Source organism: Streptomyces sp. NPDC091279 (assembly GCF_044757465.1).
GTDB lineage: Bacteria > Actinomycetota > Actinomycetes > Streptomycetales > Streptomycetaceae > Streptomyces.
Genome location: NZ_JBIVVA010000017.1, coordinates 119326 through 133249 on the forward strand (window position 1 = coordinate 119326; position 13924 = coordinate 133249).

A 13924-nucleotide genomic window follows, 5' to 3' on the forward strand; every position below is an offset into this window, starting at 1 on the left:
CCGCGGACGTCACGGGGGCGCCGGGTGCGGCGAACGCCTCCTCCGGGGCGCCCGGTGCCGCGAACGCCTCGGGGCCGCCCGGTGCCGCGAACACCACCGGTGCCGCGAACACCACCGGTATCGCGGCCGCCGCAGGTAGCGCGGCCGCCACGGGCCTCGCAGGCGCCGCAGGCGTCACAGGCGGCACAGGCGGCACAGGCGGCACAGGCGCCGCAGGCGCCGCAGACATCGACGTCACCACAGGCACCACTGGCATCACCGGCATCGGTGTCGCCACCGGTACCACCGGCATCGGTGTCACCACCGGTACCACCGGCACTGGTGTCCCCTCCGGCACCACAGGCATCGGTGTCGCCACTGACCCCGTGGTCACCACGCACTTCACGGACACCACTGAGGAGTCCCCCGCAACGAACAGGAGCCAGTCGTGAGCGACCCGGACGAGTTGCTGCGCATCGAGGGCATCCGTAAGGAATTTCCGGGCGTGATCGCGCTCGACGGCGTCGATTTCGATCTGCGCCGGGGCGAGGTGCACGTCCTGCTCGGGGAGAACGGCGCGGGCAAGAGCACCCTCATCAAGATGCTCTCCGGCGCCTACACGCCCGACGCCGGGCGGATTCTGGCCGGGGGTGAGGAGGTGCGCGTCCACGGGGCGCAGGACGCCGAGCGCCTCGGGATCGCCACCATCTACCAGGAGTTCAACCTGGTGCCGGACCTCACGGTGGCCGAGAACATCTTCCTGGGGCGGCAGCCGCGCCGGTTCGGGATGATCGACCGCAAGCGGATGGAGGCCGACGCCGAGGCGCTCCTCGCGCGCGTGGGCGTCGACGTGTCGCCCCGCGCGCGGGTGCGCGAACTGGGCATCGCCCGGCTCCAGATGGTCGAGATCGCCAAGGCGCTCAGTCTCGACGCCCGCGTGTTGATCATGGACGAGCCGACCGCCGTGCTCACCTCCGAGGAGGTCGAGAAGCTCTTCGTGATCGTGCGGGCGCTGCGCGAGGACGGCGTCGGGATCGTCTTCATCACCCATCACCTGGACGAGATCGCCGCCCTCGGCGACCGCGTCACGGTCATCCGGGACGGCAGGTCGGTCGGGCAGGTCCCCGCGACCACGCCCGAGGACGAACTCGTCCGCCTCATGGTGGGCCGTTCCATCGAACAGCAGTACCCGCGTGAACGGCCGGAGGCAGGCGCCGCGCTGCTCTCCGTCGAGGGTCTGACGCGCGACGGTGTCTTCCACGACGTCGGCTTCGAGGTGCGGGCCGGTGAGGTCGTCGGCATCGCGGGGCTGGTCGGCGCGGGTCGTACCGAGGTCGTACGGGCCGTGTTCGGGGCCGACCCGTACGACCAGGGTGCCGTGAAGGTCTCCGGGGCGCCCCTGCGGCGGCATGACGTGAACGCGGCCATGGCGGCCGGGATCGGTCTGGTGCCGGAGGACCGCAAGGGGCAGGGGCTGCTCCTGGACGCGTCCGTGGCGGAGAACCTCGGTCTGGTGACCCTGCGGGGCGCCACGCGCGCGGGGATCGTCGATCTCAAGGGCCAGCAGGTGGCCGCCGAGCGGATCGCGGGGCAGCTCGGGGTGCGGATGGCGGGCCTGGGCCAGCACGTGCGCACCCTGTCCGGCGGCAACCAGCAGAAGGTCGTCATCGGCAAGTGGCTGCTGGCCGACACCAAGGTGCTCATCCTCGACGAGCCGACGCGCGGGATCGACGTCGGCGCCAAGGTCGAGATCTACCAGTTGATCAACGAGCTGACGGCCGCCGGGGCCGCCGTGGTGATGGTCTCCAGCGATCTGCCGGAGGTGCTCGGCATGAGCGACCGGGTGCTGGTGATGGCCCAGGGCAGGATCGCGGGCGAACTCACGGCAGAGGAGGCCACCCAGGACACGGTGATGTCCCTCGCCGTCGGCGCTCCCCCGGCCGACCCGGCCCCTACGCCCCGTACGACCCCCACCGCCACCCCCCTCACCCCCACCACTCCCATCACCCCCACCACTCCTACGACCGACACGACCGAAATGGAGGGCCCCCGTGGCCACTGACACGCTCAAGAGCGCGACGGGCGCGAGTGGCGCCCCGGGCGGCCTGCGCCGGCTCCTGCTCGACAACGGCGCGCTGACCGCGCTGATCGTCCTCGTCGTCGCCCTGTCGGCGCTGTCCGGGGACTTCCTGACCACCGACAACCTCCTGAACGTCGGCGTCCAGGCCGCCGTCACCGCCGTTCTCGCCTTCGGTGTCACCTTCGTCATCGTGTCGGCGGGCATCGACCTGTCGGTGGGTTCGGTGGCGGCGCTGTCGGCCACCGTGCTCGCCTGGACCGCCACGCAGCACGGGGTGCCGGTCGTCCTCGCGGTGGTCCTCGCCGTGCTGACCGGCATCGTGTGCGGTCTGGTCAACGGCTTCCTCATCGCGTACGGCAAGTTGCCGCCGTTCATCGCGACGCTCGCCATGCTGTCGGTGGCGCGCGGTCTGTCGCTGGTGGTCTCCGAGGGGTCGCCGATCCCGTTCCCGGACTCGGTGTCGCACCTCGGGGACACGCTGGGCGGCTGGCTGCCGGTGCCGGTGCTGGTCATGGTGGTGATGGGGCTGATCGCCGCGTTCGTGCTCGGCCGCACCTACATCGGCCGTTCCATGTACGCGATCGGCGGCAACGAGGAGGCGGCCCGGCTGTCCGGGCTGCGGGTGAAGAAGCAGAAGCTCGCGATCTACGCGCTGTCCGGGCTGTTCGCCGCCGCAGCGGGCATCGTGCTCGCCGCCCGGCTCTCCTCCGCGCAGCCGCAGGCCGCCGACGGCTATGAACTCGACGCCATCGCCGCCGTCGTCATCGGCGGCGCCTCCCTCGCGGGCGGCACCGGCAAGGCGTCCGGCACGCTGATCGGCGCGCTGATCCTCGCGGTGCTCCGCAACGGCCTCAACCTCCTTTCGGTGTCCGCGTTCTGGCAGCAGGTCGTGATCGGTGTCGTGATCGCGCTCGCCGTGCTCCTGGACACGCTGCGCCGCAAGGCGGGGGCAACTCCCTTGACCTCGGGGGCCGGTGGCGGCAAGGGCAAGCAGGCGGCCACCTACGGGCTGGCGGCCGTGGTCACCGTCGCGATCGTCGGCGCGACCTCGTTCCTGCACAACGGCTCCTCGGCGGCGGCCAGTCCGCGGATCGGGCTGTCGCTGTCGACGCTCAACAACCCGTTCTTCGTGCAGATCCGTGCCGGTGCGCAGGCCGAGGCCAAGAAGCGGGGCGTCGACCTCACCGTCACGGACGCCCAGAACGACGCCTCGCAGCAGGCCAACCAGCTCCAGAACTTCACCAGTTCGGGCCTCGGCGCGATCATCGTCAACCCGGTGGACTCGGACGCGGCGAGCAACTCCGTGAAGGCCGCGGGCAAGGCGAAGATCCCGGTCGTCGCCGTCGACCGGGGCGTCAACAACGCGACGACGGCCACGCTGGTCGCCTCCGACAACGTGGCCGGTGGTGAACTCGCCGCCCAGACCATCGCCGAGAAGCTGGGCGGCAGCGGCACAATCGTGATCCTCCAGGGCCAGGCGGGCACGTCGGCCGCGCGGGAGCGGGCGCAGGGCTTCGCCGCCGGGCTCAAGAAGTACCCCGGGATCAAGGTGGTCGCGCAGCAGCCCGCCGACTTCGACCGCACCAAGGGCCTCGACGTGATGTCGAACCTGCTCCAGGCCCACCCGGACGTCCAGGGGGTCATCGCCGCCAACGACGAGATGGCGCTCGGTGCGATCAAGGCGCTCGGCTCGAAGGCCGGGACGTCCGTGCCGGTGGTCGGTTTCGACGGCACCCCGGACGGCCTCACCGCCGTCAAGAAGGGCACGCTGTACGCGTCGGTGGCCCAACAGCCGTCCCAGCTCGGCAAGATCGCCGTGGACAACGCCCTGCGCGCGATCCAGCACAAGAAGGTGCCCGCCACGGTGAAGGTGCCGGTGAAGGTGGTCACCGAGAAGAACGTGGCCGGGTTCACGGGCTGACCGGGACGTTCTGACAGGTTCCGGTGAGCAACGGGGCGGCCGGGGGCGGGTGTTGAGCCCTCCGGCCGCTTCGCCCGTTCACCTCCGGTGGTCTCCTCCGTATCCCTCTCGCTATCCCCTAGGGAGTCAACTCATGTACGACTACGACCTGTTGGTCGTGGGATCGGCCAACGCCGATCTGGTGATCGACGTCGAACGGCGCCCCGGGGCCGGCGAGACCGTGCTCGGCGGCGATCTCGCCGTCCACCCCGGTGGCAAGGGTGCCAACCAGGCCGTCGCCGCTGCCCGCCTCGGCGCCCGGACGGCGTTGCTGGCGCGGGTCGGCGACGACGGGCACGGGCGGCTGCTGCTCGACGCCCAGCGCGCGGCCGGCGTCGACACGGCGAGTGTGCTGGTGGGCGGGGCGCCGACCGGCGTCGCGCTGATCACCGTCGACCCCTCGGGTGACAACAGCATCGTGGTGTCACCGGGTGCCAACGGGCGTCTGACGCCGGGGGATGTGCGGGACGCCGGGGCGCTGTTCCGGGGGTCGCGGGTGGTCTCGACGCAGCTGGAGATCCCGTTGGAGACGGTGGTGGAGGTCGTCCGGAGCCTCGCCGAGGGCAGCCGGTTCGTGCTGAATCCGTCGCCGCCTCGGCCGTTGCCGCAGGAGGTGCTGGCGGCTTGCGATCCGCTGATCGTCAACGAGCACGAGGCGAAGGTCATCCTCGGAGACAGTGCCGGTGACGGCGGTGCCGGTGACGGCGGTGTCGGTGACGAACCTGCCGACTGGGCGCGGCAGTTGCTTGCCGCCGGGCCTCGGTCGGTGGTGGTCACCCTCGGTGCCGAAGGGGCGTTGGTCGCGGATGCCACGGGGGTCACTCGGGTGGCGTCCGTGAAGGTGGACGCGGTGGACACGACCGGTGCGGGGGACGCGTTCACGGCTGCGCTGGCGTGGCGGCTCGGGGCGGGCGCGACTCTCGCCGAGGCGGCGGGGTATGCGGCGCGGGTCGGGGCGGCCGCGGTCACCCGGCGGGGGGCGCAGGAGTCGTACCCGACCGGGGCGGAGGTCGAGGCGCTGTGAAGAAGGGGGGAATTCTGAACCGGCAACTCTCTGGCGCTATCGCTGAGTTGGGGCATGGGGATGGGGTGCTGGTGTGTGATGCCGGGATGCCGATTCCGGCGGGGCCTCGGGTGGTCGATCTCGCGTTCCGGGCGGGGGTGCCGTCGTTTGCCGAGGTGCTTGATGGGTTGCTCGCGGAGTTGGTGGTGGAGGGGGCTACTGCTGCGGAGGAGGTGTGGGATGCGAATCCTGCGGTGGCTGGGTTGTTGGGGGAGTTCTTTGGTGGGGGTGGGTTGGGGTTCGTTTCGCACGAGCGGTTGAAGGAGCTTTCCGCGGGGGCGCGGTTGGTGGTGCGTACGGGGGAGGCTCGGCCGTACGCCAACGTGTTGCTGCGGTGCGGGGTGTTTTTCTAGGGGTCGGGGTCGGGCCCGGGGGCCACTCCAGTGGGGGTGTTTTCGGGTGCGGGCCGTGGGGGCTGGTCGCGCAGTTCCCCGCGCCCCTTATCGGCGTTGCGGTGGGCCGGGGTATTAAAGCGGCGCCCGTTGCCCTTCCCGTAGGGACTGTGGTCGGGTGCGAGTGAGTGGGGGCTGGTCGCGCCCACGCGGCGGAGCCGCATATTCGATACAGCCCCGCACCCCTTATCGGCGTTGCCGGTAACCCAGGTCTGAAAGTGGGGGTCAGGTCTCGGGGAGGGGGGTTGATTGGCCTGTTACTTGTACTCGGGGGTTGGTGGTGTGGGTGGTTATGGTGAGGAGGCTTGGGTGGGATATGTCTGTTCCCTGGAGGATGGTTGCTTGGCCGGTTTCTGGGGTTTGGGCGATTGTTCTCAGGTAGCCGCCGAAGGCCGCTGCCGCTGCGCCCGTTGCCGGGTCCTCGATCACTCCGCCGACGGGGAAGGGGTTGCGGGCGTGGAAGAGGTCTGGTTTCTCTCGCCAGACCAAGTGGACTGTTGTCCAGCCGTATTGGCGCATCACCTCGGCCAAGCCGTCGAAGTCGTAGTCCAGTTGGGCCAGCCGTTCCCGGGTGGCCGCCGCCAGGACCAGGTGGGTGACGCCGCCGAACGCCACGTGGGCCGGCAACGTGGGGTCGAGTTCCTCCCGGGTCCACCTCAACTCCCGTAGGGCCGCGTCCACTTCGGCGTCCTCGGCGGGGCGGGACCAGGTCGGCACGCTGGTGAGGGTGGCCCGCACCACGCCGTCGTCCCCGACAGCCGTCGCCACCGGGATCTCCCCGGCGTTGGTGTCGAACGTCAGCTCACCGGCGCCGAGTTGCTCCGCGAGCGCCACCGCCGTCGCGATCGTCGCATGTCCGCAGAAGTCGACCTCCGCCAGCGGGCTGAAGTAACGCACCCTGAAACGGCGGGAGTCGGCGTCCCCCGCCGTGACGAACGCCGTCTCCGAGTAGCCGACCTCGGCCGCGGTCTCCCGCATCCGGTCGGCGTCGAGGCCGCTCGCGTCGAGCACGACCCCGGCCGGGTTGCCCCCTGCGGGGTCGGAGGTGAAAGCCGCGTACCGCAGGACACGCGGAGCACCGGAAGGTTCTTTTCTCGTCATATCTCCCACGTTGCCACACCCGTCCCGCTTAGGTCAGCGGGGGCGGGGTGGTGCGTCCGCGTAGTGGGGCAGGGGGACCACGCCGACGCACGCGCCGTCGCGGTCGAGCAGGCGGCCCATGTGTTTCGTGGTGCGCAGGACCACCGAGCGGTCGTCGATGGTCAGGCGCGGCAGCCGTTGGGCGAGGTGCGCCTCGAAGGTGTGCACGTCGGCGAGGGTGCGCAGCCAGACGTCGAGCACGACGTTGTGCGGGCCCGCGGTGATCGAGCAGGACCGCACCTCCGGGACCGTGGCCAGCAGGCGGACCGTCTCGTCGAGATGCGGGGCGGGAACGGAGGCGAAGTACACGGCGGAGAGCGGCCAGCCGGAGAGGGGCCTGGCCAGGTCGCAGCGGAGCCAGAGCCAGGAGTCGAGCAGCGTCTGGAGCCTGCGGCGGACGGTGGTGAATCCGGCACCGGTCGCCTGCGCGAGGTCGGGGACGGTCATCCGGCCGTCGGTGCCGAGGAGTTCGGCGAGATGGATGTCCAACTCGTCCAGGGGAGAAGGGGACTTGCCCGGCCTCGGGGACGGAGGGCGCGGCAACTCCCGTTCCAGCCTTGCCCGTTGGGCCGCGTCCAGGCTGCGCAGGCGCCAGCGGCTGCCCTCGGTGGGGATGGCCGTGGCCACGTGCGTGCGGGTCGCCCGGACGCCCGGCGTCGCGCGGAACAGCGCGTTGGTGAAGCGGGCCAGCTCCTCAAGACCGGCCGCCTGGACGGTGGCCACCAGGTCCCGGCCGCCCGCCGTGAGCTTGACGCTGACCACCTCGGGGTGGGTGGCCAGCAGGTCGGCGACGTCCTCGCCGTGGCCGGGGTCGGCGTCGATCTCGATGACCCCGGTCACCACGATCCGAAGGTCGGAGAGGCGGCTGTAGGCGGTCACCCACGCGAGCCCGGCCCGCTCCAGGCGTTGCCAACGCCGGGCCGCCGTCACGGCGTTGACGCCGAGCACCTCACCGACCAGCGTCCAGGGGGCGCGGGGGTGGATCTGGAGGGCCTGCACGAGGGCACGGTCGAGTTCGTCCAGCGGGCGCGGGCCGGTGGGGTCCGGCGGGTGGGGGGCGATGGGGTCCGGCTCTCGGGCGCCGCTGGGGTCCGGCTCTTCGGCGGCGGATACCTGCATTCCCATGGGTGGCCTTTTCCTGCGCTGATACGCCAGATACGGAGGAAAGCTGCACATTAACACGGGATTCACGTGATCTTCCGACGCTCTTCGTCATGACGCATCCCCTGAACCCCGATGCCCCCAGGACCGCGCTGCGCGTCGAGAACGCCACCCTCGTCGACGGCACGGGAGCCGCCCCCGTCGTCGACGCCGTCGTCATCGCGGACGCCACCGGAACCCTCACGTACGCCGGTCCCGCCGCGACCGCGCCTGCCCCCGCTCCGGTCGGGGAGAGCGTGACGGTGATCGACGCGGGCGGCAGGACCGTTCTGCCGGGCTTCTTCGACTGTCACGTCCATCTCGCGTACGCGCACGGCGCCCACCCCGGCCGACGCGGCGAACTCGACCCCGTCCTCGTCACCCTCGACACCGCCGCCCGGCTCCGCCAGACCCTCGACGCGGGCATCACCACCGCCCGTGACCTGGCCGGACTCTCCGCCGGGTTCCGGACGGCCATCGAGAGCGGCCGGATCATCGGGCCCCGGCTGCACACCGCCGTGCGGGTCATCAGCCACACCGGCGGCCACGCCGACGTCCGGCTGCCCGACGGCACCGACCTCAGCGCCGGCATGTCCGAACTCGCCGACTCCGTGGACGAGTCGCGCCTCGCGGTGCGCCGGGTGCTGCGCGAGGGCGCCGACCTGGTGAAGATCTGCGCGACCGGCGGCATGGGCAGCCCCTACGACCAGCCCGACGACGAGGGGCTGTTGGAGGAGGAGATCCGCGCGGTCGTCGACGAGGCCCGGCGCCACGGTGCCAAGCCGGTCGCCGCGCACGCCCAGGGCAACGCCGGCATCCTGACCGCGATCCGGGGCGGCGTCACCAGCATCGAGCACGGGTACGGCATGGACGACCAGGCCATCGAGATGGCGGGCGAGCGGGACATCTTCGTCGTGCCGACGCTCTCCACGGTGTACGCGGGCATCAACAAGGCCACGATGGCGCCGTACCACTACGAGAAGAAGGTCCGCTGGTCCGGGATGACCAAGGAGAACATCTCCCGTGCCATCGAACGGGGTTCACGCATCGCGCTGGGCACCGACGCCGCCGTCGGCCCGCACGGCGTGAACCTGATGGAGCTGAGTTATCTGGTGGACCTGGGGATGAGCCCCATGGACGCCATCGTCGCCGGTACCCGTACCTCCGCCGAACTCCTCGGTCTCGACGACCGGTTGGGCACGCTGACCGCCGGTCGCCTCGCCGACCTCGTCATCGCCGACGGCGACCCGCTCGCGGACATCGGCGTCCTGGGCGACCCCGCGAACATCGTCTGCGTCGTCCAGGAAGGCCGCGTCCACAAGGACACCCTCGCCGCGACGACCGACGCGGCCTCCTCGCCGGAGCGGAGGCAACCATGACGGACTCGACGGGCACGGCGGACACGACCAGCACCACGGGCACCACCGATACCACCGGTACTACGGGTATGACGAAGTCGCCGTCCCCCGCCGCTCCCCTCCCCCGGCTCGATCGTGTCCTCGCCGGGATCGAGCGGGCGGGCAATGCTCTGCCCAACCCGATCGCGCTCTTCGCGGCGCTGTTCCTGGCGCTGGCGGTCGTCTCCACCGCGTTGTCGCTCGCGCAGGTGCGGGTCACGGTGCCCGGCACCGACGCGACCAGGCAGATCAACGGGCTGCTCACCGGCGACGGTGTGGCGTGGCTGCTGGAGAACCTCGTTCCCAACTTCGCGACCTTCCCGCCCATCGCGGCCGTGCTGGTCATGATCATGGCGGTCGGGCTGGCGGAGAGGACCGGGCTGCTGGAGACGGTGATGCGGGCCACGCTGGCCCGGGCGCCCCGTTCCGTGCTGCCGTACGCCGTGGCGCTGATCTCCTGCCAGGCGCATCTCATGAGCGACGTCGCCTGCATCGTCATCCCGCCGCTCGCGGCGATGGTGTTCAAGAGCGCGGGTCGCCATCCGGTCGCCGGGCTGATCGGCGGTTTCGCGTGCGTGGGTGCCGGGTACGCCGCCGGTTTCACCATCGGCTCGCTCGACGCCCTGTACGTCGGCATCACCCAGCAGGCGGCGGCGGTGCTGCCCGGTGCCGGATCGCTCCACATCCACCTGCTCATCAACTACTTCTTCACCGCGTCCAGCAGCCTGGTCCTCGGCACGCTCGGCGGTTTCCTGATCAGCCGGGTGCTGGAACCGCGGCTCGGCCCGTACACCGACGCCGGTGACGAGCCCCCGCAGGAGGACCTGGCCCTCACTCCCGTGCAGCGCCGGGGCCTGGTGTGGACGGGGCTGGTCCTCGCGGGGTACGCGGCGGCGGTGCTGGCGATGTGGCTGCCGTCCGGGGCGCCGTTGCGCGGGCCGGGCGGGGCGTTCGTGCCGTCGCCGGTGCTGAGCGGGATCGTGCCGATCCTGTTCGGGGCGTTCCTGCTGGCGGGGCTCACCTACGGGGTCACGGTGAAGGCGCTGACCGGCACGGAGGACGTGGTCACGGCCATGTCCGACTCCGTGCGCACCATGGCGGGCTATGTCGTCCTGATGTTCGTCGCCGCGCAGGTCATCGCCGTCTTCAACTGGTCCAACGTCGGTGTCCTGCTCGCCGTCAAGGCCGCCGCGCTCCTCACCTCCGTGGGGCTGACGGGGTTCTGGGCGGTGCTGGCGTTCGTGCTGCTGGTCTCGGTCCTCAACCTCTTCATCGTGTCGGGGTCGGCGCTCTGGTCGCTGGTGGGACCGGTGTTCGTGCCGGCGTTCATGCTGCTGGGGATGAGCCCGGCGCTCAGCCAGGCCGCGTTCCGGATCGGCGACTCGGCCACCGGGATCATCACCCCGATGAACCCGTACCTCTTCCTGCTGCTCGCCATGGTCCGCCGGTACGAGCCCGACGCCCGCCTCGGCACGCTCATCTCGCGGCTGGCGGTGTTCGTCGTGCCGTTCCTGGTGGTGTGGCTGGCGATTTTGGGGGTCTTCTACGGGTTCGGGCTGCCGTTGGGCCCGGGGGCGGGGATCACCCTGGACCCGGTGTCCTTGCAGGGCGGCTGAGCTGCGGGAGCCTGGTGCGACAGCGGCTGAACGTGCGAGAGGGGCCCGGTCCGTCGACCGGGCCCGCTCTGCTTTCCCCTCCGCATCAGAGCCCCGCAATCCCCCCGGATTCCCCTCCCAGAAGCCCTGATGCCCCGTACGACAGCCAAGGTGGGGCAAGGGTTGTACGGGACTTCCCCGAAGTTCCGGATTTTTTTCTGCGGGCCCCCGGGACCTCCTGGGGGCAGCGGCTCAGGGAAGATGCTGGTGCCAGACCAGTACGGGGAAACGGAGGGAGCCGGGCCGGATGATCGGGACGCTGTTCCACAGCGACGACGTGCCAGTCGAGAACAGATTCGAGTACTGGCGGGAGTTGACGCAACGGGCGATCGCGCCCAGCGTGATGACCAGCCCGTACGCCGACGACTTCTACGCGCAGCAGCGTCTGATGGAGCTGGGCCCTGTGGTCGTGTGGCCGACGATGATCCTGCCGACGCGGTTTCTGCGGACCGAGCGGATGGTGCGGCAGTGCGACCCCGAGATCTACCACCTGACGCTGCTGCTCGGCGGCGGGCTCGGGCTCGACCATGTCGGGCGGGCGGATGTGTACGGGCCGCGTGATCTGTGGCTGACGGACAGTTCCCGGCCGTACGACGTGGGGCCGCCGACGGTCGGGGACGACCATCTGGTCACCGGGGTGGGGGTGGACTTCCCCAAGTCGTTGCTGCCCCTGTCGCCGGAGCGGGTCCAGCCGCTGCTGGGCCGGCGGCTGCCGGGGCAGGAGGGCACGGGTGCGCTGCTGTCGGGCTTCCTCACCGGCCTGACGCGGGAGTCCGAGACGCTCAAGCCCGCCGACGCGCCGCGCCTCGGCGCCGTTCTGGTGGATCTGCTGGCGGCGTGGTTCGCGCAGGTGGTGGAGGCGGAGGCGGCGTTGTCGCCGGAGACGCGGCAGCGGGCGTTGGTCGCGCACATCAAGGCGTTCGTGCGGGAGAACCTGCACGATCCGGAGTTGACGCCTCCGGTGGTCGCCGCCGCGCACCACATCTCCCTCAGCTATCTCCACCGGCTCTTCCAGGAGGACGCGCGGGGCGAGACGGTCGCCGCGTGGATACGGGCCCAACGGCTGGAGGGCGCCCGCCGCGATCTCGCCAACCCGGCGTTGCACGCGACGCCGATCCGGGCGATCGCGGCGCGCTGGGGGTTGGTCCGCGCCCCCGATTTCGCGCGGGCGTTCCGCACGGCGTACGGGATGTCCCCCAGGGAGTACCGGGAGCAGTCCTTGCAGGGCGCGCGGTAGGAACACCCTCCGGTCGGGGTTCTCCCCCAGGGGGCCTGAGCCGGGCGCGGATGCAGAGGCTGTAGACGCAGAGGCAACAGCAACTGTGGACTCTCTGACAACGACAGCCCGAGGGCTCGGCCTGCATCCTGATCGGGCGGTTCACGCAGCGCACGGGGGTCGGGAACAGGAGTGAACGACGTTCCGGTGCGGGTGCCCCATTCTCACGGGGGTGGGATGGAGCATCAGGGCGTCACCGCGACGCGCCGGCCACGTCGTCGGCGTGGCCGAGCCGTTCTCCCCGGCTCCGCGCGACCCGTCCGACGTCCCTGAGACGCTCGACGAGGCGTACCGCGAGACAACGCGGTACGACGCCGGTCGCGCGGAGCCCGGCGAGGACGGCTTCGGCGCGTTCCGGGAGACCGCCCGCCCTGCCGAGCGGGGTGCGGATGCCTCCGGTCGGCTCCGTGCTCGGTGCCGCTTCGGTCGCGCACGTGCGCTACGCCGACGAGGGGACATGCCAACGGGGCTCGCCGGGCCGGGTCGCGCGCTCCTGACCAGCCAGGTCGGCCGTGGGGGCGGACAGTCGCGGGTCGGCGTCGGATGCCGCGGGCACCGTGTTCGAAAAGACAGGCCGTGCGTTCGATGCTCTTCTTCTGGTGAGAGCAGGTTCCGCTCTCGTCATCCGTGGTCGCCGTGTTCGGCTGTACCGCCGGACACGTGCGCCCGCCTTCCCAGGACAGGGAGCCCATGAAGATCCACCACATCGCCCTCGCCGCCCTCGCCACCAGCGCCCTGCTGGTCACCGGCGCCACCACGGCCGAGGCCAACTCGACGACGTTCAGGGCGAGTTCCGGCACGAACGATCAGGTGCGCCGGGACGCCGCCGCCTGTGCCGCGGCCACCACCACCGCGGCCGCCGCAGCCGCCAACGCCTCCAGCACGGCCGCCGGTGCGCAGGCCGACGCCGCCTCGGCCGCCGCCGCGCTCAAGATCTTCGTCGCGGCGAGTCAGGCCGTGCCGCCGGATGCCGCCTCGGAGGCGGCGGCCGCCACCAGCGCCGTCGCCGCCGAGGCCGCCGCCGTCACCTCGTCCACCGCGGCGGCCACCGCAGCTGCCACCGCCGCCACGGCCACCGTCGCCGCGGAGAAGGCCTGCGCGACCTCGTGACGCGGCCTGCCCCACACCGTCCGGACGGTGTGGGGCAGGACATGCCGGTGAGGGCGGAGCCTAGGGCTCAGGTCAGCGGACGGTGACCGTCACGGGCTTGGACGTGGCCTTGCCGTCCACCACGCGGAGGGTCTCCGTGGCCTTGAACTTGTCGGTCAGGCGGTAGGCGCCCTTCTTGACCTTGGTGCTGACCGGCGTCGCGATCCACTTGGCGCCGACCTTCTCCTGGAGGACGACCTTGCTGCCGTCCTTCAGGCCGGAGACCTTGCCGGAGAAGGCCACGGCCTGGCCCTTCTTGGCGTGGGTGGTGCTCGCGGAGAGGGAGATGGTCGGCTTCGGCGCCGGCGCCGCGCTGGCCACCGTGGCGGAACCCGCGACCAGCGCGGCAGAGACGAGAGCGACGGCGGCAATACGAGCGTTCACAGCTAACTCCTTGGTGGTTCGCAAATCTTTCGGTCGGCCCGAGGGCCTTGACCGCATAGACAAGGAGGATGCCGTTCCGGTTCCTGGGATTCGAGAGAAACCGCAGATCAACAGCTACATCATAGAATTCTCATCTTCCCCATGGCCCCTGAACTGCCCTTATTAGAAAGAGCTGTGGAATTGCGACCGGAAAGTGATACGGGAAGATGGGCGGGAGGGCGGCTGGAGACGGACGGGAGAGGGCGGGAGAGGGGCGGGAGAGCCTCGAACGAGGTGCGGGGCAACGGCGGTGGGGGGCGGGGGGGGGGG

Annotated in this window: 11 protein-coding genes; 8 read left to right on the plus strand and 3 right to left on the minus strand. The window is 71.1% G+C overall.

All coding sequences use genetic code 11. From position 1 onward, the window contains the following. Positions 1-427: 427 nt before the first annotated feature. The 4 genes from ACIQOU_RS33400 (at position 428) to rbsD (ending at position 5435) form a co-directional block, all read left to right on the plus strand. Complete coding sequence (locus tag ACIQOU_RS33400) at positions 428-2041, plus strand: sugar ABC transporter ATP-binding protein (RefSeq protein WP_401543236.1); 1614 nt, start codon at positions 428-430, stop codon at positions 2039-2041. Then, the gene (locus tag ACIQOU_RS33405) at positions 2031-3980 is read left to right on the plus strand and encodes a substrate-binding domain-containing protein (protein ID WP_401543238.1); all 1950 of its coding nucleotides are present in this window, start codon (positions 2031-2033) and stop codon (positions 3978-3980) included. The genes ACIQOU_RS33400 and ACIQOU_RS33405 overlap by 11 nt, the downstream gene beginning before the upstream one ends. A gap of 133 nt (positions 3981-4113) precedes the next feature. Then, the gene (locus ACIQOU_RS33410; RefSeq protein WP_401543241.1) at positions 4114-5043 is read left to right on the plus strand and encodes a ribokinase; all 930 of its coding nucleotides are present in this window, start codon (positions 4114-4116) and stop codon (positions 5041-5043) included. Then, on the plus strand, positions 5040-5435 hold the full coding sequence (gene rbsD, locus ACIQOU_RS33415; protein ID WP_401543244.1) for a D-ribose pyranase: 396 nt from the start codon (positions 5040-5042) through the stop codon (positions 5433-5435). The genes ACIQOU_RS33410 and rbsD overlap by 4 nt, the downstream gene beginning before the upstream one ends. Before the next feature lie 264 nt (positions 5436-5699). Here the strand turns inward: rbsD and ACIQOU_RS33420 are convergent, their stop codons facing one another. Beyond that, positions 5700-6575 (minus strand): PhzF family phenazine biosynthesis isomerase, encoded by an 876-nt coding sequence (locus ACIQOU_RS33420; protein WP_401543247.1) that lies wholly within the window; start codon positions 6573-6575, stop codon positions 5700-5702. 33 nt (positions 6576-6608) lie between these two features. Next, on the minus strand, positions 6609-7739 hold the full coding sequence (locus ACIQOU_RS33425; protein ID WP_401543250.1) for an Lrp/AsnC family transcriptional regulator: 1131 nt from the start codon (positions 7737-7739) through the stop codon (positions 6609-6611). An 89-nt stretch (positions 7740-7828) separates the two neighbouring features. Between ACIQOU_RS33425 and ACIQOU_RS33430 the strand changes: the two genes are divergently transcribed. The 4 genes from ACIQOU_RS33430 to ACIQOU_RS33445 all read left to right on the plus strand — a co-directional run bounded on the left by ACIQOU_RS33430 (position 7829) and on the right by ACIQOU_RS33445 (position 13192). Then, positions 7829-9133, plus strand: coding sequence for an amidohydrolase family protein (locus tag ACIQOU_RS33430; protein WP_401543253.1), 1305 nt, complete (start codon positions 7829-7831; stop codon positions 9131-9133). Positions 9134-9201: 68 nt separating this feature from the next. Next, positions 9202-10767 (plus strand): AbgT family transporter, encoded by a 1566-nt coding sequence (locus ACIQOU_RS33435; protein WP_401543294.1) that lies wholly within the window; start codon positions 9202-9204, stop codon positions 10765-10767. 286 nt (positions 10768-11053) lie between these two features. Beyond that, positions 11054-12043: an AraC family transcriptional regulator gene (locus tag ACIQOU_RS33440; protein ID WP_401543256.1), complete on the plus strand. Its 990-nt coding sequence runs from the start codon at positions 11054-11056 to the stop codon at positions 12041-12043. A 729-nt stretch (positions 12044-12772) separates the two neighbouring features. Beyond that, a complete protein-coding gene (locus ACIQOU_RS33445) occupies positions 12773-13192 on the plus strand; it encodes a hypothetical protein (RefSeq protein ID WP_401543258.1) in 420 nt (139 codons plus the stop codon). Positions 13193-13264: 72 nt separating this feature from the next. Here ACIQOU_RS33445 and ACIQOU_RS33450 read toward each other — a convergent pair whose 3' ends face one another. Beyond that, positions 13265-13615: a hypothetical protein gene (locus ACIQOU_RS33450; protein ID WP_401543261.1), complete on the minus strand. Its 351-nt coding sequence runs from the start codon at positions 13613-13615 to the stop codon at positions 13265-13267. Between the last annotated feature and the right edge of the window lie 309 nt (positions 13616-13924).